Genomic DNA, 24222 nt, shown 5'->3' with positions numbered 1-24222 from the left:
GCCGGAGGTCACGATGAGGGTCCGTGGAGGTCACCGCCGCAAGCGGTGGCCTCCACGACCGCGTTCAGCGGCCCGCCGCGTCGAGAAGCGCCTCGGCGCAGGCACGGCTCGTCCGAGCCGCGTCGAGGTCGCCCGTCACCGCCGCCACCACCGTGGCTCCTTCCACGAGTACGGCGAGCTGGGCGGCGAGTCCGTCCGGATCGGACACATCCAGTGGCTCCACGAGCTGCCGCAGGTAGGCGCCGACGGCTTTCTTGTGCGCTCGCGCGGTCTCCGCCACGACCGGGGACACCCCGCCGAGTTCGCCGAACGAGTTGACGAACGCGCACCCGCGGAACTCCGGGCGGCGGAACCACTCGGACAGCCAGTCGAACACCGCGAGGATCGCTCCCTCGGCGGTGTCACCGTGTTCCCGCACGTACTCGGCGAGCTGGGTGCGCCAGCGGTCGTCCCTGCGCCGGAGGTAGGCGGCCACGATGTGGTCCTTGGACGGGAAGCACTGGTAGAGCCGCTTCAGGGACACGCCGGAGCGTGAGCGGATCGCGTCCATGCCGACGGCCTGAATGCCGCGCTCGTAGAACTGTTCCTCGGCCGCGTCCAGCACGCGGGTCGTGGCTTCCTCGACGTCCATGGCTCCACTCTGGCACGGAGAACGATCGTTCTCTAGGATGGCGTCATGACATCACGCCCGCCGTTCCCACCATTCGACGAACACACCGCAGTGCAGAAGGTCCAGGCCGCCGAGGACGCCTGGAACACGCGTGATCCCGAGCGCGTCGCGCTCGCCTACACCGAGGATTCCGTGTGGCGCAACCGTGACCGCCACGTCGTCGGCCGGCAGCAGATCATCGCGTTCCTCACGGAGAAATGGGAGCGTGAGCTCGACTACGCGCTCCGCAAGGAGCTCTGGGGATTCCGGGGAAACCGCATCGCCGTGCGGTTCCAGTACGAAAGCCGCGACCGTGATGGGCAGTGGTGGCGCAGCTACGGCAACGAGCTGTGGGAGTTCACCGACGACGGACTGATGCGCCGCCGCGAGGCCAGCATCAACGACCACCCGATCGAGGCCTCGGAGCGTCGGATCTTCGGGCCGCGCACGGAGAGCGAACGAGGCCTGGCGCTGCCGGTGTTCTGACGTTCCGCCTTCGCCCGAACGCCGCAGGGACGCGCCCGTACCGGTGCGTCCCTGCTTCTGGTGTGGCCTGCTCGGAAAAGCCGTCGCGGACTGTGCGGCCCGGGACCGAGCCCCGAGCGGGCGCGGCTACGGCTCGAACGCGTTGCCCGTGGCGATCTTGGGACGGCCGAACGCCTGCGGTGGGGCCGCCTTCGTCCGGCGGTAGACGCGGACGGTCTCTGCGGCGATACGGGACCAGTCGAAGTCCGTCGCCAGCCGGGACGCGGCCGCGTGCGCACGTCGGGAAGCCGCGTCGCCGTCGGTCAGCACGGCATCCACCGCCCGCACGATCCCGTCGACGTCACCGGGGGCGAAGGCGAGCCCGGTCTCGCCGTCGACGACGAGTTCGGCGAGCCCGCCCGCCGTGGAGACCACCAGCGGGGCCTGGGCCGCGGCGGCTTCGAGCGCGACGATCCCGAACGGCTCGTAGCGGCTCGGCAGCACGACCGCGTCGGCCGCCGACAGCACCGCGCGCAGGTCGGTGTCGGGAAGGTGGCCCACGAACTCCACGGCGTCGTCCAACGACAACCGCACGGTCTGGGCCACGAGCTCGTCCCGGTGCCTGCCCGCACCCGCCACCACGAGCCGGGTGCCGGGATGCCTGCGGCGAATCTCGGGCAGCGCGTCGAGCAGGTCCTGTACGCCCTTCTCCCACTCCAGGCGCCCGAAGAACAGCAGGAGGGGCCCGTCGGGGCTGTGGGCGGCGCGGACGCGGGCGACGTGGTCGCCCGTCACGCACCAGTTCCGCTCCTCGATGCCGTTGTGGATCACCGTGATCACCTCGTCCGGCACCTCGAACAGGCGCGCCACCTCCCGGCGCATCGCCTCGGAACAGGTGATGAGGGCGTCGACCCGGTTGGCGAGCCACCACTCGACGGAGTGGATCTGCTGGTTGAGGGGGTGGGAGAGCCAGCCGGAGTGCCTACCCGCCTCCGTGGCGTGGATCGTGCCCACCAGCGGCACGCGAGCCGCTTCGGCCAGGGCGATCGCGGGCTGCGTGACGAGCCAGTCGTGGGCGTGCACGACCTCCGGCCGCCAGGTGCGCAACAGCTCCGTGCCCGCGCGGATCATCGCGTGTCCCATCGACAGCGTCCACGCCACGAGGTCGCGTTCGAACGTCACGTGGACGGGGTCCTCCGCGACCCGGATCAGCCGCACACCGTCGACGATCTCGTCGGTCGTGGGATGGGTTTCGGCGTCGGTGCCCGCGGCGTGCCTGCACAGCACCACCACCTCGTGCCCGCCGAGCGCGAGATGCCGGGCCAGCGCGTGGACGTGCCGGGCGAGCCCCCCGACCACCACGGGCGGGTATTCCCAGGACAGCATCAACACGCGCATAGGCCGAGGTTACTCATCGGTCGCTTCGTCGGCGGCGCCCAGTCCCACTTCTGTGCCAGCATCGGAGGCGATGAGCGCAGAAGTGACGTCCACGGTGCCGGAGACGTCGGCGATGTCAGTGATGTCGGAGACGACAGAGCTGTCGTCGATGTCAACGCCGTGGACCTACCAGGTGAACCCCGACAACGCCCATCCCGAACACCCCCGCCCGCAACTGACGAGACCGAACTGGCGCACGTTGAACGGTCTCTGGGACTACGTGGGCCAGGACGAAAACGGTGCCGTGCACCGCGGTGAACGCATCCTCGTGCCGTATCCGCCGGAGTCACGGCTGTCGCGGATCGGACGTCGTGACGAGCGCATGTGGTACCACCGCACCTTCGACGTGCCGCCCGAGTGGCGCGTCGGCCGGGTACTGCTGCACTTCGGAGCGGTGGACCAGACCGCCACCGTCTGGGTCAACCACCAACCGCTCGCCCGCCACGAGGGCGGCTACACGGCGTTCACCGTGGACATCACCGACGTGCTGCGACCCGACGCCGAGCAGGAGGTGCTGGTTCGCGCCGACGACGAGGGCAACCGGGGCACGTTCGCGGTCGGCAAGCAGGCCAACCGGCCCGGCGGCATCCTCTACACGGGTTGTTCGGGAATCTGGCAGACCGTGTGGTTGGAGGCGGTCCCGGCCGTCCACGTCACCGAGCTCGACATGGAGCCCGACCTGCACGGTTTCGACCTCGTGGCGCACGTCGCGGGCGCGCACGGGAAGGTGGCCGTGTCCGTGGAGGTGTCCGCAGCCGGAGGGGAGCAGGTGGCGTCGGCGCGCGGCAACCCCGGCGAGCGACTGCGCCTCGACGTGCCCGACCCGCTGCTGTGGAGCCCCGACCACCCCCACCTCTACGACGTGACCGTGCGGGTGGTGGGCGACGACGGTGCCGTACTCGACGAGGTGGCGAGCTACACGGCGCTGCGCACCGTGCGCGTGGACACCGAGGGAGACGGGCCGCGACGGGTCCTGCTCAACGACCGGCCGGTGTTCCTCAACGCGCCGCTCGACCAGGGTTACTGGCCCGACGGCATCTACACCGCCCCCACCGACGAGGCACTGCGGTTCGATCTGGAACGCATCAAGGCGCTCGGGTTCAACAGCGTGCGCAAGCACGTCAAGGTGGAGCCGATGCGCTGGTACCACTGGGCCGACAAGCTGGGTCTGCTGGTGTGGCAGGACATGCCGTCGCTGCCGGTGGTGCTCGACAACCCGCCGGGCCCGCAGCAACCGCCCGTGGTCGTGGCGCGCGAGCGGTTCGAGACGGAGTTGCGGGCGATGCTGCACCAGTTGCGCAACGTTCCCTCGATCGTCGTGTGGGTGGTGTTCAACGAGGGCTGGGGCGAGTACGACACCGCCCGCATCACCGAGGAGGTGAAGGCCACGGACCCCGGTCGCCTCGTCGTCGCCGCCAGCGGCGTCAACTGCTGTCACTCGCACCCCGACTCGGGGGCGGGTGACGTGTACGACGACCACACCTACGTGGGACCGGGGCGGCCGGAACTCGCCGCCACCGATCCGAGGGCGATCGTCGACGGCGAGTTCGGCGGCGTCGGGCTGGTCGTCGAGGGCCACCTGTGGCCCGGTGAGCCGATGGCGTACGAGATGGTGTCCGACCGCGACCGGCTCACCGAGCGGTACGTGGAGTTGAGCACCGAGTTGGAGGCGCTGGCCCGCGACCGGCTCTCCGGCGCCGTCTACACCCAGATCACCGACGTGGAGAACGAGGTCAACGGTCTGCTCACCTACGACCGCAGGGTGGTCAAGGTGGCCGTGCCCGTGGTGGCCGAACGCAACCGTGCCGTCATCGCGGCGGGATCGCGGACGTGAGCAGGTCGCGGGCGTCGAGGTGCCCGAAGGGCAGCGCCGTGGCGCGGTAGTTCTCGGCGAGGGCTCGGGCGTCGGGCCGCCCGGCGCGCAGGGCTTCCGCGAGCGCATCGAAGCGTTCGGTGTGCTCGCGGGCCCGTCTGCGCGCGTAGTCGGCCGCGGAGTCCTTGGTCACCATGAACGCCCAGTCGCTCGACAACGCCAGCAGCGCTTCGGTGACGGCCTGGTCGGCCACGGTGTCGCGCGCGGCACCCGGAGCGGGCAGCGCCAGGAGCCGTCGTTGGAGTGCGGCGTTGGCCTGCACCAGGTCGGCGACCTGCTCACCGTCCCACACGCGCCAGTCCTTGCCCGATCCCCACGAGGAGGCGGGCAGGTCCACCGGGCCACCGAGATGACCCGCCTCCAGCGCTCCGCGCAACGTCGTGACGCGGACGCCCGCCTCGGGCAGCGCCCGCAGGACCGCTTCCAGCCACTGTGGACCTTCGTACCACCAGTGGCCGAACAGCTCGGTGTCGTAGGCGGCGACGACGAGCGCCGGACGTCCGTGCCGCTCGCGCAGCGACCGCAGCCTGCGCACCACGGTCTCGACGAAGTCCTTGACGTGCAGGCGCAGCGCGTCCGCCGCGAGCGCCGGGTCGTAGGGCGCCTTGTCCGCAGGCGCGATGTGCTTTCCGGTCACGCGCGAGGGCTTGAGGCCGACTTCGTGCGCCCAGGTGTGGAAGTCGCGGTAGGCGCTGTGCCCCGGATACCCGGCCTTCGGGGACCAGACCCGGTAGGTCACCTCCAGGTCGCGGCCGAAGCACACGACGTCGGAGTCCCCGACCGTGCGGGCCGCGGCGGTGTTCCCGCGCAGGGACGGGCCGTCGACGAGGAACCGGCGCACGCCCGCCTCGGCGTAGTCGTGTTCCATGCCGGGCGCGTAACCGCATTCGGGTGCCCAGACACCGTCGGGGCGCCTGCCGAGCCGCAGTGCCGTGTCCGCGAGTCCGGTGCGTAGCGCGAACGCCCGCACGCGGCGGTCGAGCAGGGGCTGGAACGGGTGGGTCGCCGGTCCACCGAGGAGTTCGATCACCTCGGAGTCCACGAGTGACCGCAGGACGGGGGAGAACCCGTGTCGCCACCGGCTCTCGGCCTCGGCCAGTACGTGGTGGGCGGCGCGGTGTTCCGCGACGGCGAGGTCGGACAGCAACTCGTCGCCCCGCCACAGTGTCGCCGCCTGGTTGGCCCGCAGGGTCCAGTGGCCGAGCCACTCGTGGAACGCGCGCAGCGTGTAGGGGTCGTCGAGCTGCGCGGCCAGCACGGGCGTGACGCCGAGGGTGAGGACGTCGCGGCGCCCCTCGTCGGCGAAACGGCGCAGCAGGTCGACCACGGGCACATAGGAGTGCGCCCACGCCTGGTATAGCCATTCCTCACCGACGGGCCAGTTTCCGTGGTGGGCCAGCCACGGCAGGTGGCTGTGCAGGACGAGGCAGAAAGTACCTTCGGTCTCGGTCATCGACGCACCGCCACGGCGAGGAGGTCGAGGCTCGCGTCGAGGTCGTCGTCGCGCAACGTGAAGTCGTCGGCGGTGATCGCCTCGACGTCGGCGAGCAGGTCCCGCGGCCACGTGGCCTGGCCGGGGAGGCTGCCCATGACGACGGCGAGCTGCGCGTCGACGACCGAGCCACCGTACCGCCGGTCCAGTTCGCTCAGCGACGGCCCGTGGTGGACGCCGGAGAGTCGCTCCACGGTGAAACCGGCCTCCCGCAACAGGGCATCCAGTTCGGACGGTGAGAGTTCCCTGGTGTGGTAGGGGTTGAGCGGGGTGTCGGAGTCCGGAGTGAAGGTCAGCCGGTTGGGTGTGGTGACGAGCAGGCGCCCGCCCGGCCGCAGTACACGGTGGCATTCGGCGAGGAACCCGGCCTGGTCCCACAGGTGCTCGATCACCTGGAGGTTGGCCACCACGTCGACCGACCCGGAGGCCACGGGCAGGAACGCGAGGTTGCCGCGTACCACGCCGAGCTTCGGGTACCGCCGCGCCACGTGAGTCGTGGTGGGCTCGTCGTAGTCGAGAGCGAGCACCGACCGCGCATGCTCGGTCAGCAGCGCCGCGCCGTACCCCTCCCCGCAACCGGCCTCCAGCACCACCGCGTCGCGGCACAACGGTGCGAGCGCCAGGTAGGCGGCCTCGTGCCTGCGGAACCAGTAGTTCTCCTCGGGAACGCCCGGCACCGTGCGCTCACCCGTGAGATGCAGGGCGATCGCCCTCTCCGCGGTGCTCCCTGACACAGGTACGTACTCCCGCCGCTCGGTCGGTTGGGTCGACGGCGTGAGCGTTCGCTCACGTCCGTTCCCTGGCACGGTAGCCGACGGGCTGCGGACGGCGACGCGAACCTGGGCGAGGAAGGTGTTGACCTCCACCGCACTGGAGCAAGGAGGCTCAGGACTTTCCACGGCAGGATTTCCTCTCCACGAAGGAGACACCATGAAACCCGAGGTCACAGGAGTTCCGGTCCCACAGCAGGAGGTGGACGCCATCGTCGCGTTGGTCGCGGGCGTCGAGCACGCCCAGCAGAACGCGTCGCCGGACGAGTTCCTGCGCGCCTTCCGGAAGGACACCGTCTGGACCACCGCGCACGGGAAGCGGCTGACCGGCTTCGACGAGATCAGCGATTTCACCCATGCGGTGCTGCCCAGGACACTCGGACAGCCGGTGACGGCCACCTACGAGGCGGAACACATCCTGTTCGTCCGGCCCGACGTCGCCGCAGTCAAGATCCGTCAGCGTCCGGTCACCCGGGACGGGCACCCGCTCGACGAGGTGTTCCGCGGGCACGCGGACCCGGCCGCGCTGGTGACCGAGCGCCCTGACGCGGTGCCGGGCACCCCGTTGTACGTGCTGGCGAAGGACGAGGGCGAGTGGCGCATCGCCGCGGCGCAGAACACCAAGGTCGTCGATCCCGACGTTCTCGCCGAGGGATGACCGGGGCGGTCAGGGAACGGGCGCCACGGTGACGCCGAGGGCGCCCGGGCCGACGTGCGCGGTGATCACGGTGCTGGCGTGGACCAGCATGATGTCGTTCAGCCGTGGGATGCGGCCGCGCAACTGCTGTACCAGAGTCAGTTCCCGGTCCGACGGCGTCACGGACGCCACAGCGACGTCGACGACCCGGTCACCGGCTTCGGTGACGGCGAGATCGACCAGCCTGGAAAGGGCTCTGCGCGTGCCGGAGACCTTCGTGAGTGGGGCGACCTCGCCGTTTCGCACGGTGAGCAGCGGTTTGATGGCGAGCGCGCTGCCCAGCAACGCCGACGCCGCGCCGATGCGCCCGCCCCGCCGCAGGTACTCCAGCGTGTCGACGTACATGAACTCCCTGCTGGACCGGTAGCGCTGGTCGGCCACCTCCATGACGCGCTGCGGCCCGGCTCCGGCGGCGGCGGCCCGCGCCGCGGACAACGCGGCGAATCCGAGGCTCATGCTGGTGGTGGCGCTGTCGAGCACGTGGACGGGTACCCGCACCTGCTGTGCGGCCTCCCGGGCCGCGTCGGCCGTGGCGGAGAGACGGCGTGAGATGTGGAGGCTGACGATCGCGTCGGCGCCCGCGCTCACCGCGTCCTGGAAGCTCCAGAAGAACGCCCCCGGGTCCGGAGGGCTCGTCGTGACCGCGTTCCCCGCGCGCAACGTCTCGACCAACTCCGCCCTGTCGAAGCGGGACTCGTCGTCGATCCGTCCGTTCGCCTGGATCAGGAGCTGGACGACGGAGATCCCCCACTGAGCGGCCAGTTGCTCGGGCAGGCAGGCTGTCGAGTCTGTGATCACTGCTACTGGCACGTCGGCAGGGTAGCGGCTTCGACCACCCATTAGAAGCAGCGCGTTGCGACTTTTGGCGCAAGAGTCGTTTCGGGGCGTGTTCATCGCCCGAGTGGGGAACTATTGGGACGATGGTCCCTGTTTTCTGCGATTCCGGGTGAAGGCTGTCACCTCGGCAGGCGTAGCGTGAGGAGAGCGCCGTAATCTACCGACCAGTAACGCCTTGCGCGCCGAAGGAGACCCATGACCAACATCGTTGTCCTGGTCAAGCAGGTGCCCGACACCTACTCGGAGCGAAAGCTCAGCGAGAACGACCACACGCTCGACCGTGAGTCCGCCGACGCGGTGATCGACGAGATCAACGAGCGCGCCGTCGAGGAGGCGCTCAAGATCAAGGAGGCCGGCGAGGGCGAGGTGACCGTCCTCTGTGTCGGCCCCGACCGCGCCACCGACGCGATCCGCAAGGCCCTGTCCATGGGCGCCGACAAGGCGATCCACGTCTCCGACGAGGCCCTGCACGGCTCCGACCTGATCGCCACCGCCAAGGTGCTGGCCGCCGCGGTGCGGAAGGTCGGGAACGTCGACCTCGTCATCGCGGGCAACGAGGCGTCCGACGGTCGCGGCGGCGCCGTGCCCGCGGCGCTCGCCGAACTGCTCGGCATGCCGCAGCTCACCCACGCCCGCCAGGTGACCGTCGAGGGCGGCAGCATCAAGGTCGACCGCGAGACCGAGGACGGCATCACGCACCTCGAAGCCTCCCTGCCCGCCGTGGTGAGCGTGACCGAGAAGATCAACGAGCCGCGTTACCCGTCGTTCAAGGGCATCATGGCCGCGAAGAAGAAGCCGGTGGAGACCCTCACGGTCGCCGACCTGGGCGTCGACGCGGGCGAGGTCGGCCTCGCCAATGCCGGGTCCGCCGTCCTCGAGGCGGCGCCGAAGCCGCCGAGGACCGCGGGCCAGAAGGTCACCGACTCCGGTGACGGCGGTACGAAGGTCGCCGAGTACCTCGTGGCCCAGAGGATCATCTGACTTCATCGAACGACGACAGACAAGGAAAAGAACTCATGAGCGAAGTACTCGTCCTCGTCGACCACGTCGACGGTGAGGTCAAGAAGGTCACCTTCGAGCTGCTGACCGCGGCCCGCGCCCTCGGCGAGCCGTCGGCCGTGGTCGTCGGTTCGCCCGGCAGCGCCGCGAAGGCGAAGGAGTCGCTGGCGTCCTACGGCGCCGCGAAGGTGTACGTGGCCGAGTCCGACGACGCCGCGTCCTACCTCGTGACGCCGAAGGTGGACGCGCTGCAGGCCGTCGTGGAGCAGGCCTCGCCCGCCGCCGTGCTCGTGGCCGCCACCTCCGAGGGCAAGGAGGTGTCCGGTCGGCTGGCCGTCCGCCTCGACTCCGGCTGGATCGCCGACGCCGTGGGTGTGAACGCCGACGGCAGTGTCGACCAGTCGATCTTCGGTGGCGCGTTCTCCGTGAAGTCGAAGACCACCCGCGGGGTGCCCGTGATCTCCCTGCGGCCGGGTGCCGTCGAGGCCGAGCAGGCCGAGGGCGCCGCCGCCGAGGAGACCGTGGCGCTGCCCGCCGTCGACGAGGCCAAGTCGGCGAAGATCACCGGCGTCGAGCCGGTCGTCGCGGGCGACCGCCCCGAGCTGACCGAGGCGTCGATCGTCGTGTCCGGTGGTCGCGGTGTCGGCTCCGCCGAGCAGTTCGACGTCGTGGAGAAGCTGGCCGACTCGCTCGGTGCCGCCGTCGGTGCGTCCCGTGCCGCGGTCGACTCCGGCTACTACCCGGCCCAGTTCCAGGTCGGACAGACCGGCAAGACCGTGTCGCCGCAGCTCTACATCGCGCTCGGCATCTCCGGTGCCATCCAGCACCGCGCCGGTATGCAGACCTCCAAGACCATCGTCGCGGTCAACAAGGACCCCGAGGCCCCGATCTTCGAGATCGCCGACTTCGGTGTCGTGGGCGACCTGTTCGCCGTCGCCCCGCAGCTGACCGAGGAGGTCGCCAAGCGGAAGGGCTGAGTGGGCCCGTTCCTTCGGAGGTTCGTCTCGAAGGCCGTCTCGTCGCACCGTGCGGCGGGGCGGCCTTCGCTCGTGTTCACGAAATGTGCAGCCACCCGTCACGGACGGCATCCCCGTCGGTCGCATGTCGCCGTGAGCATCGACAGCCATGACAGCCATGACGCCGTCACAGCTTCTCGCTCGAACCGACCGAACGAAGCCCGCGGCGAGCCGCTACTCGCTGTTCGTAGCCAGGGACGGCGCGGACGTGCGCGCCGCCCAGCGACTCCGGTACCAGGTGTTCGCCGAGCAGTTGGGTGCTCGGCTGCACACCAGTGAGGCCGGACTCGACATCGACTACTTCGACGACTACTGCGACCACCTCGTCGTGCGACAGGACGAGACCGGCGAGGTCGTCGGCACCTACCGCATGCTCCCGCCCTCCCGCGCCGCCGAGGCCGGGAACCTCTACTCCGACCTCGAGTTCGACCTCTCCGCGCTCGACCGACTGAGGCCCTCGCTGGTGGAGACCGGCCGCTCGTGCGTGCACCCCGACCACCGCGGCGGTGCGGTCGTCGGGCTGATGTGGGCCGGCATCGCGCGGTACATGACGTTGTCCGGGCATCGCTACCTGGTCGGCTGCGCGTCCGTGCCGCTGGACGACGGCGGGGCGCGGGCCACCGTCGTGTGGGAGACCGTCCGGACGCGGCACTACGCGCCGGAGCAGTACCGGGTGTCGCCGTTGCGTCCGTGGGACGGCGCAGACGGCTCCACGAGCCCGGACACCGGTCCGCGGCCCACCGTGCCGCCGCTGCTGCGCGGCTACCTGCGCCTGGGGGCGAAGGTGTGCGGACCGCCCGCGCTGGACGTGGACTTCCACGTCGCCGACTTTCCCGTGCTGCTCGACATGCAACGCCTCGATGCCCGTTACCTGCGTTTCTTTCTCGGGGAGTCGTCGTGACCACCGGGCAGGTGTGGAAGCCGTCGTCGCCGTGCGGCACCGCGTGTCTCACCCGGGGCGAGGACACGGTGACACCGGTGGGGTCGTTCGTCCGCGCGCTGGCGCTGCTGGTCGTGCTCGCCGCCGCGGTTCCGGCCGCCGGGGCCATAGCGTTGCTGCGGGGGAGGGCTCGCGACCGTGTGGTGCGTGCCGTGTTCCGCGCGGTGTTGACCGCCTGCGGTGTTCGTCTCGTGGTGCGCGGACGCCTCGACGGGCGGGGGCGAGGCGCGTTGGTGGTCACCAACCACGTCTCGTGGCTCGACATCGTGGCCCTCGGCGCTGTGCGGCCCATGAAAGCCGTCGCCAAGCGGGAGATCGCTTCGTGGCCTTTCCTGGGCCGGTTGGTGGCGAGGTCCGGCACCGTGTTCCTCGATCGCGAGCGCCTGTCGACGTTGCCCGTCACCGTCGCGCGGGTGGCCGACGTGCTGCGGGCGGGAACACTCGTCAACGTCACACCCGAGGGCACCACGTGGTGCGGGCGGGCGTCCGGCCGGTTCCGTCCCGCGTTCTTCCAGGCCGCGATCGATGCCGGTGTGCCCGTTCGCCCGGTGGCCCTGCGGTACCGGATGGAGAGCGGGCGCGAGACGACGCGACCGGCGTTCGTCGGCCCTGAGTCCCTGGTCGAGTCGATACGGCGGACGCTGCGGTTGCGTGGACTCGTTCTGGAGGTCGTCGTGTGTCCTGAGATCGCGCCGGGTCGTGCGGCCGATCGTCGGGAGGCCGCCGGGCTCGCGGAGGCCGCCGTACTCGCCGCGCTCGACAGGAAGGCACCGTTCCCGGCGGCGTCGTACGGCACCGAGGTGACTAAGCGCTCTGTTAGTGTCTCCTCCGGTCTCCGGATGTCGGTTTCCGGACGTCGAAGGAAGGACTGCCGTGCCCACGCTGCACCACCGCGACCCCGTGTTCGTGCTCGAACTCGGAGCTGACGAGAACCGGTTCTCGCCCGAGTGGCTGACGACGGTCCACGGGATGCTGGACACCGTCTCGGAGCACGAAGGACCGGCAGCGCTCGTGACGGTGGGCCAGGGCAAGTTCTACTCCAACGGGCTCGACCTGGAATGGCTCGCCGCCCACGCCGACCAGACCCCGAGCTACGTCCGGGACGTGCACGAGCTCTTCGCCAGGGTGCTCACCCTGCCGGTGCCCACGGTGGCCGCCGTCAACGGCCACGCCTTCGGCGCGGGTGCCATGCTGGCGATGGCGCACGACGTGCGCGTCATGCGCGCCGACCGGGGTTACTTCTGCTTCCCCGAAGCCGACATCAACATCCCGTTCACCCCGGGCATGGCCGCCCTCATCCAGAGCAAGCTGACGCCAGCCGCGGCGATCGCGTCGATGACCACGGCGCACCGGTTCGGTGGTCCCGAGGCGGAGCGCACAGGACTCGTCGACGCGGTCGCGGAGCAGGACGTGCTGCTGGACGTCGCGTGCGAGCGCGTCAGCGCACTGGCGGGCAAGGACAAGGGCACGCTCGGCGCCATCAAGTCGACGATGTTCGCCTCGGCAGTGGCCGCGCTGCGCTCCCCGACGCCGGGGTCCTGACCGGTTCCACCTGCCAGTCGCCCGGTTTTCCGGCGGTTGTGCGTGAGCTAGATTCGCAGGCGGCGGCGAGGAGGCCCGGAACGACCTTCCGGTTCGTGGCCGCCCACAACCGAACACCGGCACACCGGAGCGCGAGCCACAAGCCGCGCCGGGCGACGACAAAGGAGTCACGACCGTGACCGATGGTGTATTCGGCCGCGACGGCGGCCACGAACAGGTGGTCTACTGCCAGGACCCGCAGACCGGGCTCAAGGCGATCATCGCGGTGCACTCCACCGCACTCGGGCCCGCCCTGGGCGGAACCCGCTTCTACCCGTACGCGTCGGAGCAGGACGCGTTGAACGACGTGCTGGCGCTGTCGATGGGCATGTCGTACAAGAACGCCCTCGCGGGACTCGACCTCGGTGGTGGCAAGGCCGTCATCGTCGGTGACCCCGCCACGGTCAAGTCGGAAGCGCTGCTGCGGGCCTACGGCCGGTTCGTCGAGTCCCTCGGTGGCCGCTACATCACCGCCTGCGACGTGGGCACCTACGTGTCCGACATGGACGTGATCGCGAGGGAGACCCGGCACGTCACCGGCCGCTCCCGCGACGACGGCGGTGCCGGGGACTCGTCCGTGCTCACCGCCTACGGCGTGTTCCAGGGCATGCGAGCCTCCGCCGAGCACGTGTGGGGCAGCCCCGAGCTGCGTGGGCGCCGCGTCGGTGTGTCCGGTGTGGGGAAGGTCGGCCACCTTCTCGTGGGGCATCTGGTCGAGGCTGGCGCGGAGGTCGTCGTCACCGACGTCTCCGAGGCCGCGATCGACCGCGTCCGCGCCGCGCACCCGTCGGTGGACGTCGTCTCCGACACCGCGGCACTGGTCGCCTCCGACATCGACGTCTACGCCCCGTGCGCGCTCGGTGGGGCGCTCGACGACGCGACCGTGGAGGTGCTGCGCGCCAGGATCGTCTGTGGCGCGGCGAACAACCAGCTCGCCCACCCGGGGGTGGAGAAGCTGCTCGACGAGCGGAGGATCCTCTTCGCTCCCGACTACCTCGTGAACTCCGGTGGCGTCATCATGGTCAGCGACGAACTCCACGGGTTCGACTTCGAGCGGGCCCACCGCAAGGTGAGCGCGCTGTACGAGACGACGAAGAAGGTGTTCGCCCTCGCCGAGGAGGAGGGCGTGCCGCCGGTGACCGCGGCCGACCGCCTCGCCGAGCGCCGTATGGCGGAGGTGTCCCGGCTGAGGTCGATACTCACCAGGTGATCGAGTTCTTCGAAGCGACGGGCGTGCACGCGCAGGTGCACGCCCGTTGTCTTGCCACCGGCAGGCAGACGGGAGTCGGGTCCGGCGAGCGCGCGGTGCTCGCGTCGGTCGTGAAGGTGCCGCTCGTGCTGGAGTTCGCCCGCCAGGTCGCGGCGGGGCAGCTCGACCCGGCGGACCGGGTGCGGGTGTCGGCCGAGGACCGGCTGGGCGGCACCGGAACGGCGGGGTGCGCCGACGACGTCGAGCTGAGCCTGCGGGACGCGGCGTTCCTCGCGATGAGCGTGAGCGACAACAGCGCCGCGGACCTGCTCTTCGACCGAGTGGGCGTGGACAACGTGCAGGCGCTGGTGACGGAGCTCGGCCTGACCGCGACGCGCGTGGTCTGCCCACCTCGCGACGTGGTCCGGAGTATGGCGGAGGACGTCGGCGCACGCGGCCCGGCCGACTTCGCGGCCCGGTTCCCCAGGCTGACCGCGGAGGAGGTGCTCGCGACCCGCGCGCTGGACCCCGCGCACACCAACGCCGGCACGCCCGAGGAGATGACCCGGCTGCTGGAGCTCGTGTGGACCGACCGGGCGGGCCCGCCGGAGAGCTGCGCGGCCGTGCGGAGGTGGATGGCGCAGCAGGTCAACTGGTTACGGCTGGGGTCGGCGTTTCCCGCCGAGGCCTCGGTTGCGGGCAAGACGGGCACGCTGCCGTGCGTGCGCAACGAGATCGGCGTGGTCACCTACCCCGACGGCGGCCGGTACGCCGTCGCCGTGTTCACGCGGGTGGCCTCGCTGGAGGGGCGACGCCCCGACATCGAGCGGGCCATCGGTCTCACGGCGCGTGCGGCGGTGGAGTCGCTGCGTCAGCCCGACGCGTAGACGACGTCCCACGGCCGGGGCGGCTGCACGGGATCGGGAGCCCGCGCGACCGTCGACACGCCGTCGCGGCGCAGCACCTCGGCGGCCACCTCGGCGAGCCGGGCCGCCAACGGGTGCGGGCTGGTGGAAGGCCATGCGAACGACATGCGCCAGACGAGCGGCTCCGGCCGCAACGGCCGCCACACCGCCCTCGGCTCCTTCCTCGCGACGCCCCCGCTGTCGAACGCCACGCCGTGGCCCGCGAGTACCAGACCGAGCACGAACTCCGGGTTGCGGGCGTGGTGCACGGTGGTGGGCCGGAAACCTCGCTCCCAGCACGTCCGCAGCGTCTCGTCGTATCGGCCGGGGGCCGCGGCCCTCGGGAAGAGCACGAGTCCGTGGCCCGCGAGGTCGGGCAGGGTGAGGTCGGTGCGGGGGGCCAGCGGGTCCTCCCTCGGCAACACCACACCAAGGGGCGTCTCCACGACGGGACCGAGGTGCAGCCCCACGGTGTCGACCGGGTGGTGCAACAGTCCCGCGTCGAGCTGCCGGTCGGCCAGCAGCGGCAACTGCTCCGCCGTCGTGAGTTCCTGGAGGTCGAGCCGCACGTCGGGGCAGGCGTCGGTGAACGCGCGGAGGATCGCGGCGAGTGTGCGGCCCGGCACCTCGGGCGGCACCCCGGCGCGTAGCGTGTCCGTCTCGCCGCGGTGGGCCTTGCCGACGAGGGCGACCATGCGGTCCCACCGCGCGAGCACGTCCCTGGCCTCCGCGAGCAGCACCTGCCCGGCCTCGGTCAGCTCGACCCGTCGGCTGTCCCGATCGAACAGTCGCGCACCGAGTTCGCTCTCCAGCCGCGCGATGCGTCTGCTGAGCGGTGGTTGGGCGATGCCGAGCCGGTCGGCGGCCCTGCCGAAGTGACGTTCCTCGGCCACGACGACGAAGCTGCGCAGCGCACGCACGGGGTCCACACAGCGACGATACCGGTTCGGGTATCACGGACCACAACTGTCGATATTGGACAGATGGAGTGAGGGTGTAGCTCAATGTGCTCATGAACGACAGAGACGACAGGGTGAGCCGGCGTGCGATCTTCGGCGTGGGACTCGGGGCTGTCGCCATGGCCGCGACCGGCGGCGTGGTGGCCGCGACGTCCTCGTCCGAACCCGAGGTGGGGCAGCGACAGGCGAGGGCGGGCCTGTGGCTGCGCTGGTGGGGCAACAACAGCTGGGAGATCCGTACGAAGGCCGGCGACGGCCGCGAGAGGACCGTGCTCATCGACCCGTGGCTGACCCGCTTCCACACCGGCACCTACACGAAGGAAGGTGCCGACCCGAAGACCAGGATCGAGGTCGACACCGCGCTCATCGACAGGATGGTGGACTCCGGGGAGTTGCGCGCCGACCACATCCTGGTCACCCACGGCCACTACGACCACCTGACCGACGTGCCCTACCTCGCGAAGAAGACCGGGGCCACCGTCGTCGGCACCGAGACGCACGTCAACCTGATGCTCGCCCTCGGCGCGCCGGAGGAGCAGCTCTGCGTCGCCACGGGTGGTGAGTACCTGTCCTTCGACGGCTACACCATCCGGGTACTGCGGTCACTGCACTCGGCATCCGCGCCGCGCGGGCGGGTCGCCTTCGCCGGAACCCGCCCGGCCGTGCCGCCGAAGCGGCCCGAGTACATCCGCGACCTCGTCGAGGGCGGCACGCTGGCCTACGAGGTGATCGCCGACTCCGGTGCGAGCGTGCTCGACTTCGGCGGGTCGAACTACATCGAGTCCGAGCTCGCCGGACTCCGCCCCGACGTCGTGCTGCTGCCCGCGGGCGGAGGAATGGTGCCCGACTACGTGGGCAGGCTGCTCCGGACGCTGGGACACCCGCCGTACGTCGTGCCGACCCACTGGGACGACTTCGACCACTCGCTGTTCGAGCCCGCGAAGGACTGGGGCGGGCTCGAACAACTGAGGGAAGCCGTCACCACGGCGAGCCCGGCGTCGGAGTTCCGGGTGGTGGACCACCTGGAGACGCTGCGGACGTAGGTCGTGCGCTCAGCCGCTCTTGCGGCGGAAGTCGCGCTTGTGCGCGAGCGGACCGTGGGGGTGGGCCGCCGCGTTGCCGCGGTCGGCGTGTGACTCACCGGCCTTGTGCTTGGCCTGCTTGCGCGCGAGCGCTTCCTGGAAACGTCGTTTGACGTCGTCGTTCCGGCTGTCCCCGCCGTTGCTTGCTGTGGTGTCGGACATGGGAACCTCCGCGAGTCGGAAAGCCTGCTTTGCTCCACCTTGGCAGTCCGGACTCGCGGAGGCCACCGATTTACGCGCTCAGTCCTTGTTCTTGCAGACGATCTTCGGCTGCGGGTTGTACTTCACCGTGCGCTCTTCCCTGCGCACTTCCTGCCCCGTCTCGATGTCCTTGAGGATGCGGGTGTCGGTGACCGTGAAGCCGGGCGCGCCGGCACTCGCGTGGCAGTTCTCCTTCGGGCCCTCCACCGTGTGCGGTGGCACGTGGTTGGTCTCGGGACCCGTCTGACCCACGACCTCGTAGCGCTTCGTGCCCCACAGCCTCACCGTGATGTCGGACGGTGTCCAGATGGTCTGGATGGCCACGCCGTGAGGGCTGTCGTTGGTGAACTTCAGGTCGATGACGCTGGAGCCGTCGGGGTTCTGGAACACCGTGGCCTCGCGGCCCTTCGGGTACCGGCTGATGTAGTAGCTGTGCTCCTGGTGCCCCGCGTCCTTGAGTCCGGCGTTGTAGTACGCGTTGTAGAGCGTGGTGGCGAACTGCGAGATGCCGCCGCCGACGGCCTTGCCGGGTGCGCCGTCCTGGATGATGCCCGCCTCGACGTAGCCCTCGGCCTTGGTGCGGGGACCGGTGTACTCGTTGAGGCTGAAGGTCTCACCGGGCTTGACGATCGCGCCGTTGACCTCCTCGGCCACCACCCGGATGTTGACGCCCGAGTCGGCCGCGAACCCGCCGGTGCTGAACTCGCCGATGACCTCCTTGATGCCGAGGCCCTCGGCCTCCTCGGTGGTGAGTTCGGCAGGTTTCTTCTCGTAGGTGGCGGTCAGCTCCCGCCCCTCGGTCTTCTTCAGCACGTCGAGCAGCGGCTTGAGGGTCTCGTCCCACTTGATCTGGTTTCCGTCCTCGGAGGGTTCGACCGCGGGCTTGCCACCCTGGAAGACGATCTTGGCGTCCTTGCCCTCCTTCTCCGTGGAGGCCAGCTCGGGCTCGACGCCCGCGACGATCTTCTTCTGGTCGATCTTCGGGACGAGTGAGCCGTTCTTCGCCTCGAACGACAACCCTTCCGCGATCTCCTCCGGTTCGAGCACGCCGTCGGCGCCTTCCCCGTGCACGGTCACCGGACCGGACATGGCGGGCTGCGCGACCTCGCGAAGCGCCTTCTGGACCTCCTCCATCGGCACGGTCACCGGGGTCGAGGTCACCGGCAGTGTGAGCCGCTCGCCGGAGGCCCAGTGCGTCAGGATGGTCTCCTGCGCCGCCTCCGTCTGAAGCTTCTGCCCCTGCTTGGGCTCCACCGCCTTCGGCCGGGCGCCCTCGAAGACGACGTCACCCTCGACGGGTTCCTGGTCGATGTCCTTGCGCAACGCCTTCATGGCGTTGTCGAACTGGTTGGGCTCGGCCTGGGTCACCACACCGAGCTCGGTGGTGGTGAAGAAGGAGGAGATCCGGGTGAAGGGGTTGAGGGGCTGGTCGCCCGCCTGCTCCAGGGTGGCGTCCCAGTCGAGGGCGAGACCCGACTCCTTGGGGTTCAGCTCGCCCGTCACCTCGCCCGCGCTGTAGGCGACGGGCTGGTTGAGCCTCGGCTCGATCTCCTCGCGCAGCAGGTTCTCGGCCTCGGAGTGGCTCATTCCACCCACGTCGACGCCGGCCACGGTCACGCCGCGGGGAATGTCACCGCTGGTGAAGAGAAGATCCAGTCCGTACACCAGCACGAGGAAACCGAACACGGCCGCGGCGATGATCCCGGGCCTGCGCCAGCGGGGGCGGGACGGTTTCGCTGCGGTGCCGCCGGGTTGTCCCGGAGGTGGGGTGCCGCCGCCCTGGCCCGTGGAGGAGAGCTGCTGGGTCGGCGCGTCGTGCGCGGCGATGTACTGGGTGCTCTCCGTGGCGTTCGAATCGGGCTGGGCCTGCTGCGCGTCAACCCGCGGAAGTATGTCCGTTTGTTCGCTGTGAGACTCGGGCCACTGGCTATTCTGCTGCAAGGCAACCCCTCCACGTCCGGCGTCCGGCCAGAACTCCGCAGGCCAAGATACGGGTGACGGCGACGGGGACGACATGAGCCCCCCGTCTCGGGCTCCGCCGAATCGGCGCAGGTCACGCGGTTGACAGGCGAATCCTTCGGGCATTGTCGAGTCGGGTTTCGGCCTCTCCGGGGCGATGTACCAGTTTTATTTCATTGCGATAGCCGTTTTTGTGGGTACCCGGCAGTGATCGGATGTGAAGAAGCGAGCGGGAGGTTCCATGCGTGTCACTGCCGACGCTGTTCGCGCGTTACTCACCAGCGACGACCCGTCGGCGCGGCTGGTGCTCCACGAGGGGACGCTGCGGGTGCTGGGGGAGGGGGAGTTGCGCTCCCCGGACTACGCAGGAGCGCTGGAGGTGGCCGGCCGGGACGAGCTGCGCGACCGGCTCGGTGGGCGGGAACCGTCCGCGGCGGAGTGCGAACGGATCGCGGCCGGTCTGGACGTCGAGATCTCGAACCAGGGCGGTTGACGGGTGACGGCATGAGGGCGCTGGTGATCTCCGATACGCACGTGCCGCAACGGGCGCGTGAACTGCCCGAACAGGTGTGGCGTGAGATCGAGAACGCCGACGTCGTGGTGCACGCGGGCGACTGGGTCTCGGAGTCGCTGTTCGACCGGCTCGACGAGGCGGCCCGGCGGCTGGTCGCCGTGTACGGCAACAACGACGGCCCCGCGCTGCGGCGTCGGCTCCCCGAGGTGGCGAGAGTCGATCTGGACGGTCTGCGCATGGCCGTGGTCCACGAGACGGGCCCCGCCAAGGGACGGGAGAAACGCTGCGACGCGTGGTTCCCCGACACCGACGTGCTGGTTTTCGGGCACAGCCACATTCCGTGGGACAGCGTGACCCCGGGTGGCCTACGCCTGCTCAACCCCGGATCGCCCACAGACCGGCGCCGGCAACCGGCGTGCACCTATCTCACGGTGACGGTCGAGAGCTCCCGTCTCCGCGACGTGGAGTTCCACGAGCTTCCCCGGAAGGTGAGGCGATGAATCCCGTCGGCGTACTCAGGCAGATCGCACTGCACCTCGAACGAGAGGGAGCACCGACGTACCGCGTCAGGGCGTTCCGCAGGGCCGCGTCGGTGGTCGAGGGACTCGGCCGGGAGGAGCTGGAGCGCAGGGTCGCCGAGGGCAGGCTCACCGAGCTGAGCGGGATCGGCAAGACCACGGCGAGTGTCATCACCGACGCGCTGGCGGGGCGCGAACCCGCCTACCTGACCGAGGTCGCGGGCAGTGCGGAGAACCTGCCCGACGGCGGGGAGCTGCTCGCCGCGTTGCGCGGGGACTGCCACACGCATTCGGACTGGTCGGACGGCGGCAGCCCCATCGACGAGATGGCCGAGGCGGCTCGCGCGCTCGGGCACGAGTACGTGGCGCTCACCGACCACTCCCCGAGGCTGACGGTGGCACGAGGGCTGAGCGCCGACCGCCTGCGCCGCCAACTGGACGTCGTGGCCGAGCTCAACGCCGCGTACGCGAGCGAGGGCACACCGTTTCGCGTGCTCACCGGCATCGAGGTCGACATTCTCGACGACGGCTCGCTCGACCAGGAGCCGGACCTGCTCGCGGAGTTGGACGTCGTGGTGGCGAGCGTGCACTCCCACCTGCGGATGGACTCCCGTCACATGACCGAACGCATGGTCGCCGCCGTGTCGAACCCGGACGTCGACGTGCTCGGCCACTGCACGGGACGGCTGGTCACCGGCAAGGGCAGGCCCGAGTCGGAGTTCGACGCCGACGCCGTGTTCGAGGCCTGCCGTGAGCACGGCGTCGCCGTGGAGATCAACTCCCGTCCGGAGCGGCTCGACCCGCCCCGACGCCTGCTGCGCCGCGCCCGGGAGCTGGGTTGCCGCTTCGCCGTCGACACCGACGCGCACGCACCGGGACAGCTCGGCTGGCAGCCCTACGGGTGTGCGCGTGCGCTGGAGTGCGGCGTCGAGGCGGGCGACGTGGTCAACACCCTGTCAGCCGACCGGCTCCTGGAGTGGGCGCGGGGGTGACTGACGTCGCGCCCGGCTCGACGGGTTCGACAAGACGGGTACGGGCGTACTAGAAGAGGGGCGTGTCCATGCCCAGACCCGCGGCGCCGCCGAGCGGTGAGCCCGTCTCCCCTCTGCGTCACCGGCCGTTTTCGCTCATGCTCCTCGTCGCGGCCGGAGCGTTCAGCGGCTTCTCGTTGTTGCTGCCCGTGGTGCCGCTGTGGGTCGTGCGGCACGGGGCGGACTCCGTCGTCGCGGGAGCCTCCACCAGTGTCTTCATGGCCAGCACCGTGCTGGCGCAGTTCGCCGTCCCCGCGTTCGTGCGAGCGTTCGGCTACCGCGCCGGACTGCTGCTCGGGACGCTGCTGATCGGCGTGCCCACACCGTTGCTGGCCGTGTTCCCCTCCTCGCCCGCCATCCTGACCGTCTCGTTCGTGCGCGGGTTGGGTTTCGGGCTCCTGACGGTGTGCGGTAGCGCGTTGATCGCGGAGTTGCTGCCGGCGGGGCTGGTGGCGCGCGGCTCCGGGCTCTACGGGCTCGCCGTGGGGCTGCCTCAGCTCGTCGGGTTGCCCGCGGGCGCGGCCATCGCGGAGAACTGGGGCTTCGTGCCGGTGTTCGTGCTGGCGACCGCCCTACCGCTGCTGGCGCTCGTGCCGACCTGCGGTCTGCCCCGCTCGCGCCCGAGGAACGACACCGCGCGCGGCGGATTGCGCGGGGCCGCGGACGTCGCGGCGGCCACATGGCGACCGTGGCTGCCCATGCTCGCGTTGTCCACCGGCTACGGCGCGCTCGCGACGTTTCTGCCCATCGTGCTGAGCCCGCCGGTCGCGGCCGTCGCGCTGCTCGTCGTGCCGGGAGCGGCCATGCTCACCCGCTGGCTCGCCGGACACTACGGAGACCGCGTCACCACCCCAGGCCGCATGTTGCTGCCCGCCCTCGTGGCCGGGGGCGGGGGCCTGCTCGCTTTCGCGCTCGTCGCCGAGGCGGACGGTCTCGCCGTCGTCGCCGTCGTGGCGGTGGCCGTGTTCGGCGTCGGGTTCGGGGTCGTGCAGAACGACGCCCTCGTGGCGATGTTCGCCCGCACCCCGGCCGCCCAGGCGAGCGTGGCCTGGAACATCGCCTTCGACGCAGGGCAGGGTCTCGGCGCCTTCGCCGTCGGAGCGCTGATCTCGGCCACCACGGTGGGTGCCTCGTTCACGTTGCTGGCCGCCATGGCGCTGGCCGTGCTGCCCGCGGCCTGGCAGGCGGGTCGCCGGGTCAGCGGGAGCGGTTAGGTCGTGTTTCGTGAGTCCTCTCCGAGCGCAGCCGGTACGCGGGATTCGCGAAACACGGCCTAAGCTGGTGGGCGTGCCTTCAGTCGCCATCCTTGACTACGGTTCCGGCAACCTCCGCTCCGCCGAACGTGCCCTGCGGCGCACGGGCGCGGACGTCGAGGTGACCTCGGACCATCGCGCAGCTCTGGAGGCCGACGGTCTCGTCGTACCGGGCGTGGGAGCCTTCGCGGCGTGCATGGAAGGGCTACTGGCCGTCGGCGGTGACCGCATCATCGATACCCGGCTCGCCGGGGGCAGGCCCGTGCTCGGCATCTGCGTCGGGATGCAGATCCTGTTCGAACGTGGTGTCGAGCACGGCGTCGAGGCCAAGGGCGTCGGCGAGTGGCCGGGAGCGGTCGAGCGACTCGACGCCGACGTGCTGCCCCACATGGGATGGAACACGGTGCGCGTACCCGCCGGCTCGGAGCTCTTCGCGGGCCTCGATGCGGACACCCGGTTCTACTTCGTGCACTCCTACGCCGTGCGGCGGTGGGAACTGGTGTCGGAACTGCCCGGTGGGCAGCCGAAGGTCACCACGGCCCACCACGGGGAGGAGTTCGTGGCCGCGGTCGAGAACGGGCCGCTGTGGGCGACACAGTTCCACCCGGAGAAGTCGGGCGACGCGGGCGCGCACATCCTCCGCAACTGGGTGCGGACCCTCTGAGCCGTCGAGGCTCCCTCGGTTCCTATAGTGGCCCGGTGAGCTTCACACTACTTCCCGCCGTGGACGTGGCCGACGGACAGGCCGTGCGTCTCGTGCAGGGCGAGGCAGGCACCGAGACCTCCTACGGATCGCCGCTGGAGGCGGCGCTGGCCTGGCAGCGAGACGGCGCGCAGTGGATCCATCTGGTGGACCTCGACGCCGCGTTCGGCAAGGGCTCCAACCGCGAGCTGTTGGCCGAGGTCGTCGGCAAGCTCGACGTGGACGTGGAGCTGTCCGGCGGCATCCGGGACGACGAGTCGCTCGAAGCGGCCCTCGCGACGGGCGCCCGCCGTGTGAACCTCGGCACGGCGGCCCTGGAGGACCCGGAGTGGAGCGCGCGTGTCGTCGCCACGTACGGCGACCGCGTCGCCATCGGGCTCGACGTCCGGATCACCGACGAGGGGCATCGACTCGCGGCCCGGGGCTGGACCAAGGACGGCGGCGACCTGTGGGAGACCCTGGAGCGGCTCGACCGTGACGGCGCTCAGCGCTACGTCGTCACCGACGTGAGCAAGGACGGCACCCTGCGCGGCCCCAACCTGGACCTCCTGCGTGAGGTCACGGCCCGCACCGACGCGGCGATCATCGCGTCGGGCGGCGTGTCCAGTCTCGACGACCTGCGAGCCCTCGCCACGCTGCAGCGCGACGGCGTGGAGGGCGCGATCGTGGGCAAGGCCCTGTACGCGGGAGCGTTCACACTGCCCGAGGCCCTCTCGGCCGTCGGGTAGGCGCCGCGCCCCTGGCGCGGTCAGTCGGCGAGGGCGATGGCGATGCCCACGGTGCGCCGTGGGCCGCCTCGCAGTCGGCTGAAGAACATCGTCAACCTGCCCACGAGGCCGTACCGGCGGGCGATCACCCGCCTCGCGTGGGCGCTGCCCTCGTCGTCGAGCACGCGCGCCTTGCCGGTGACGGTCGCGCCGTGGGTCCTCCGCCCGCGAACGTCGCAGGCGGTCAGTTCGACCCTCGGGTCGTTACGGATGCGTTTCACCTTGCCCGCGTGGCGTTCGCTGAAGACGAGCAGTTCGTCGCCGTCCCTGGCGATCCACACCGGTGTCGCTACACCGACGCCGGTCCTGCGGAACGTGACCAGGGAGACGTACTTCTCGGAGTCCAGGCGCGCCAGTTCGCTCTCGGTGTCCATTCGCATCATCG

General features: G+C 70.5%; 26 protein-coding genes. 17 read left to right on the top strand and 9 right to left on the bottom strand.

Features of this window, described 5'->3' with window-relative positions; translation table 11 throughout:
• Positions 1–64: 64 nt before the first annotated feature.
• Complete coding sequence (locus SACCYDRAFT_RS18185) at positions 65–631, bottom strand: TetR/AcrR family transcriptional regulator (protein ID WP_005458423.1); 567 nt, start codon at positions 629–631, stop codon at positions 65–67.
• A 45-nt stretch (positions 632–676) separates the two neighbouring features.
• Between SACCYDRAFT_RS18185 and SACCYDRAFT_RS18180 the strand changes: the two genes are divergently transcribed.
• Entirely contained in the window at positions 677–1135 is a 459-nt protein-coding gene (locus SACCYDRAFT_RS18180; RefSeq protein WP_005458422.1) for a nuclear transport factor 2 family protein, read from the top strand.
• Between the two features lie 126 nt (positions 1136–1261).
• Here the strand turns inward: SACCYDRAFT_RS18180 and SACCYDRAFT_RS18175 are convergent, their stop codons facing one another.
• Positions 1262–2512 (bottom strand): glycosyltransferase family 4 protein, encoded by a 1251-nt coding sequence (locus SACCYDRAFT_RS18175; protein ID WP_005458421.1) that lies wholly within the window; start codon positions 2510–2512, stop codon positions 1262–1264.
• Between the two features lie 112 nt (positions 2513–2624).
• On the opposite strand from SACCYDRAFT_RS18175, the gene SACCYDRAFT_RS18170 reads away from it, so the two are divergent.
• On the top strand, positions 2625–4385 hold the full coding sequence (locus tag SACCYDRAFT_RS18170; RefSeq protein ID WP_005458420.1) for a glycoside hydrolase family 2 protein: 1761 nt from the start codon (positions 2625–2627) through the stop codon (positions 4383–4385).
• On the opposite strand, the gene SACCYDRAFT_RS18165 is transcribed toward SACCYDRAFT_RS18170, so the two are convergent.
• Together SACCYDRAFT_RS18165 and SACCYDRAFT_RS18160 are read right to left on the bottom strand one after the other, a co-directional pair.
• Positions 4360–5877, bottom strand: coding sequence for a 1,4-alpha-glucan branching protein domain-containing protein (locus SACCYDRAFT_RS18165; protein ID WP_005458419.1), 1518 nt, complete (start codon positions 5875–5877; stop codon positions 4360–4362). The two genes, SACCYDRAFT_RS18170 and SACCYDRAFT_RS18165, sit on opposite strands and share 26 nt — an antisense overlap.
• Complete coding sequence (locus tag SACCYDRAFT_RS18160; protein ID WP_005458418.1) at positions 5874–6650, bottom strand: class I SAM-dependent methyltransferase; 777 nt, start codon at positions 6648–6650, stop codon at positions 5874–5876. Before SACCYDRAFT_RS18160 ends, SACCYDRAFT_RS18165 begins: the two co-directional genes overlap by 4 nt.
• Positions 6651–6846: 196 nt before the next feature.
• Between SACCYDRAFT_RS18160 and SACCYDRAFT_RS18155 the strand changes: the two genes are divergently transcribed.
• Positions 6847–7344 carry an SgcJ/EcaC family oxidoreductase gene (locus SACCYDRAFT_RS18155; protein WP_005458416.1) on the top strand — a complete coding sequence of 166 codons (498 nt, stop codon included), beginning with the start codon at positions 6847–6849 and terminating at the stop codon, positions 7342–7344.
• A gap of 9 nt (positions 7345–7353) precedes the next feature.
• Here SACCYDRAFT_RS18155 and SACCYDRAFT_RS18150 read toward each other — a convergent pair whose 3' ends face one another.
• On the bottom strand, positions 7354–8223 hold the full coding sequence (locus tag SACCYDRAFT_RS18150; RefSeq protein ID WP_005458415.1) for a DegV family protein: 870 nt from the start codon (positions 8221–8223) through the stop codon (positions 7354–7356).
• 192 nt (positions 8224–8415) lie between these two features.
• Between SACCYDRAFT_RS18150 and SACCYDRAFT_RS18145 the strand changes: the two genes are divergently transcribed.
• The 7 genes from SACCYDRAFT_RS18145 (at position 8416) to SACCYDRAFT_RS18115 (ending at position 14832) form a co-directional block, all read left to right on the top strand.
• On the top strand, positions 8416–9201 hold the full coding sequence (locus SACCYDRAFT_RS18145) for an electron transfer flavoprotein subunit beta/FixA family protein (protein WP_005458414.1): 786 nt from the start codon (positions 8416–8418) through the stop codon (positions 9199–9201).
• 35 nt (positions 9202–9236) lie between these two features.
• Positions 9237–10196, top strand: a complete 960-nt coding sequence (locus SACCYDRAFT_RS18140) for an electron transfer flavoprotein subunit alpha/FixB family protein (RefSeq protein WP_005458413.1) — start codon at positions 9237–9239, stop codon at positions 10194–10196.
• Positions 10197–10353: 157 nt separating this feature from the next.
• Positions 10354–11136 carry a GNAT family N-acetyltransferase gene (locus SACCYDRAFT_RS18135; protein ID WP_043536626.1) on the top strand — a complete coding sequence of 261 codons (783 nt, stop codon included), beginning with the start codon at positions 10354–10356 and terminating at the stop codon, positions 11134–11136.
• Entirely contained in the window at positions 11133–12101 is a 969-nt protein-coding gene (locus SACCYDRAFT_RS18130; protein ID WP_005458411.1) for a lysophospholipid acyltransferase family protein, read from the top strand. The genes SACCYDRAFT_RS18135 and SACCYDRAFT_RS18130 overlap by 4 nt, the downstream gene beginning before the upstream one ends.
• On the top strand, positions 12049–12717 hold the full coding sequence (locus tag SACCYDRAFT_RS18125; RefSeq protein ID WP_005458410.1) for an enoyl-CoA hydratase/isomerase family protein: 669 nt from the start codon (positions 12049–12051) through the stop codon (positions 12715–12717). Before SACCYDRAFT_RS18130 ends, SACCYDRAFT_RS18125 begins: the two co-directional genes overlap by 53 nt.
• A 175-nt stretch (positions 12718–12892) precedes the next feature.
• Positions 12893–13966 (top strand): Glu/Leu/Phe/Val family dehydrogenase, encoded by a 1074-nt coding sequence (locus SACCYDRAFT_RS18120; protein ID WP_005458409.1) that lies wholly within the window; start codon positions 12893–12895, stop codon positions 13964–13966.
• The gene (locus SACCYDRAFT_RS18115; RefSeq protein WP_005458408.1) at positions 13963–14832 is read left to right on the top strand and encodes a serine hydrolase; all 870 of its coding nucleotides are present in this window, start codon (positions 13963–13965) and stop codon (positions 14830–14832) included. Before SACCYDRAFT_RS18120 ends, SACCYDRAFT_RS18115 begins: the two co-directional genes overlap by 4 nt.
• Here the strand turns inward: SACCYDRAFT_RS18115 and SACCYDRAFT_RS18110 are convergent.
• On the bottom strand, positions 14817–15779 hold the full coding sequence (locus tag SACCYDRAFT_RS18110; protein ID WP_005458407.1) for a LysR family transcriptional regulator: 963 nt from the start codon (positions 15777–15779) through the stop codon (positions 14817–14819). The two genes, SACCYDRAFT_RS18115 and SACCYDRAFT_RS18110, sit on opposite strands and share 16 nt — an antisense overlap.
• A gap of 83 nt (positions 15780–15862) precedes the next feature.
• Here SACCYDRAFT_RS18110 and SACCYDRAFT_RS18105 point away from each other — a divergent pair, with 83 nt between their 5' ends.
• The gene (locus SACCYDRAFT_RS18105; protein ID WP_005458406.1) at positions 15863–16852 is read left to right on the top strand and encodes an MBL fold metallo-hydrolase; all 990 of its coding nucleotides are present in this window, start codon (positions 15863–15865) and stop codon (positions 16850–16852) included.
• A gap of 9 nt (positions 16853–16861) precedes the next feature.
• Here SACCYDRAFT_RS18105 and SACCYDRAFT_RS18100 read toward each other — a convergent pair whose 3' ends face one another.
• The gene (locus SACCYDRAFT_RS18100; RefSeq protein ID WP_005458405.1) at positions 16862–17053 is read right to left on the bottom strand and encodes a DUF5302 domain-containing protein; all 192 of its coding nucleotides are present in this window, start codon (positions 17051–17053) and stop codon (positions 16862–16864) included.
• 78 nt (positions 17054–17131) lie between these two features.
• Complete coding sequence (locus SACCYDRAFT_RS18095) at positions 17132–19033, bottom strand: VanW family protein (RefSeq protein ID WP_005458404.1); 1902 nt, start codon at positions 19031–19033, stop codon at positions 17132–17134.
• Positions 19034–19292: 259 nt separating this feature from the next.
• Here SACCYDRAFT_RS18095 and SACCYDRAFT_RS18090 point away from each other — a divergent pair, with 259 nt between their 5' ends.
• From SACCYDRAFT_RS18090 to priA, 6 genes are all read left to right on the top strand, one after another.
• A complete protein-coding gene (locus SACCYDRAFT_RS18090) occupies positions 19293–19544 on the top strand; it encodes a hypothetical protein (protein ID WP_005458403.1) in 252 nt (83 codons plus the stop codon).
• Between the two features lie 11 nt (positions 19545–19555).
• Positions 19556–20065 (top strand): metallophosphoesterase family protein, encoded by a 510-nt coding sequence (locus SACCYDRAFT_RS18085; RefSeq protein ID WP_043536624.1) that lies wholly within the window; start codon positions 19556–19558, stop codon positions 20063–20065.
• Positions 20062–21075, top strand: coding sequence for a PHP domain-containing protein (locus SACCYDRAFT_RS18080; protein WP_005458399.1), 1014 nt, complete (start codon positions 20062–20064; stop codon positions 21073–21075). Before SACCYDRAFT_RS18085 ends, SACCYDRAFT_RS18080 begins: the two co-directional genes overlap by 4 nt.
• 68 nt (positions 21076–21143) lie before the next feature.
• Positions 21144–22328, top strand: coding sequence for an MFS transporter (locus SACCYDRAFT_RS18075; RefSeq protein WP_005458397.1), 1185 nt, complete (start codon positions 21144–21146; stop codon positions 22326–22328).
• A gap of 73 nt (positions 22329–22401) precedes the next feature.
• Complete coding sequence (hisH, locus tag SACCYDRAFT_RS18070) at positions 22402–23031, top strand: imidazole glycerol phosphate synthase subunit HisH (protein ID WP_043537389.1); 630 nt, start codon at positions 22402–22404, stop codon at positions 23029–23031.
• 35 nt (positions 23032–23066) lie between these two features.
• Positions 23067–23798, top strand: a complete 732-nt coding sequence (gene priA, locus SACCYDRAFT_RS18065; protein ID WP_005458393.1) for a bifunctional 1-(5-phosphoribosyl)-5-((5-phosphoribosylamino)methylideneamino)imidazole-4-carboxamide isomerase/phosphoribosylanthranilate isomerase PriA — start codon at positions 23067–23069, stop codon at positions 23796–23798.
• A gap of 20 nt (positions 23799–23818) precedes the next feature.
• Here priA and SACCYDRAFT_RS18060 read toward each other — a convergent pair whose 3' ends face one another.
• Positions 23819–24220, bottom strand: coding sequence for a PPOX class F420-dependent oxidoreductase (locus SACCYDRAFT_RS18060; RefSeq protein WP_005458391.1), 402 nt, complete (start codon positions 24218–24220; stop codon positions 23819–23821).
• Between the last annotated feature and the right edge of the window lie 2 nt (positions 24221–24222).

The organism is Saccharomonospora cyanea NA-134 (assembly GCF_000244975.1).
Classification (GTDB): domain Bacteria; phylum Actinomycetota; class Actinomycetes; order Mycobacteriales; family Pseudonocardiaceae; genus Saccharomonospora; species Saccharomonospora cyanea.
Note: the sequence above shows the minus strand (reverse complement) of the source record. Positions and strands in the feature narration are given on the sequence as shown.

Coding starts and splice junctions, on each gene's coding strand:
- SACCYDRAFT_RS18140 (WP_005458413.1), top strand. CDS start 9,237: ATGAGCGAAGTACTCGTCCTCGTCGACCACGTCGACGGTGAGGTCAAG.
- SACCYDRAFT_RS18165 (WP_005458419.1), bottom strand. CDS start 5,877: ATGACCGAGACCGAAGGTACTTTCTGCCTCGTCCTGCACAGCCACCTG.
- SACCYDRAFT_RS18060 (WP_005458391.1), bottom strand. CDS start 24,220: ATGATGCGAATGGACACCGAGAGCGAACTGGCGCGCCTGGACTCCGAG.
- SACCYDRAFT_RS18100 (WP_005458405.1), bottom strand. CDS start 17,053: ATGTCCGACACCACAGCAAGCAACGGCGGGGACAGCCGGAACGACGAC.
- SACCYDRAFT_RS18185 (WP_005458423.1), bottom strand. CDS start 631: ATGGACGTCGAGGAAGCCACGACCCGCGTGCTGGACGCGGCCGAGGAA.
- SACCYDRAFT_RS18105 (WP_005458406.1), top strand. CDS start 15,863: ATGAACGACAGAGACGACAGGGTGAGCCGGCGTGCGATCTTCGGCGTG.
- SACCYDRAFT_RS18155 (WP_005458416.1), top strand. CDS start 6,847: ATGAAACCCGAGGTCACAGGAGTTCCGGTCCCACAGCAGGAGGTGGAC.
- SACCYDRAFT_RS18175 (WP_005458421.1), bottom strand. CDS start 2,512: ATGCGCGTGTTGATGCTGTCCTGGGAATACCCGCCCGTGGTGGTCGGG.
- SACCYDRAFT_RS18150 (WP_005458415.1), bottom strand. CDS start 8,223: ATGGGTGGTCGAAGCCGCTACCCTGCCGACGTGCCAGTAGCAGTGATC.
- SACCYDRAFT_RS18090 (WP_005458403.1), top strand. CDS start 19,293: ATGCGTGTCACTGCCGACGCTGTTCGCGCGTTACTCACCAGCGACGAC.
- SACCYDRAFT_RS18080 (WP_005458399.1), top strand. CDS start 20,062: ATGAATCCCGTCGGCGTACTCAGGCAGATCGCACTGCACCTCGAACGA.
- SACCYDRAFT_RS18145 (WP_005458414.1), top strand. CDS start 8,416: ATGACCAACATCGTTGTCCTGGTCAAGCAGGTGCCCGACACCTACTCG.
- SACCYDRAFT_RS18135 (WP_043536626.1), top strand. CDS start 10,354: ATGACGCCGTCACAGCTTCTCGCTCGAACCGACCGAACGAAGCCCGCG.
- SACCYDRAFT_RS18170 (WP_005458420.1), top strand. CDS start 2,625: ATGTCAGTGATGTCGGAGACGACAGAGCTGTCGTCGATGTCAACGCCG.
- SACCYDRAFT_RS18075 (WP_005458397.1), top strand. CDS start 21,144: ATGCCCAGACCCGCGGCGCCGCCGAGCGGTGAGCCCGTCTCCCCTCTG.
- SACCYDRAFT_RS18180 (WP_005458422.1), top strand. CDS start 677: ATGACATCACGCCCGCCGTTCCCACCATTCGACGAACACACCGCAGTG.
- SACCYDRAFT_RS18085 (WP_043536624.1), top strand. CDS start 19,556: ATGAGGGCGCTGGTGATCTCCGATACGCACGTGCCGCAACGGGCGCGT.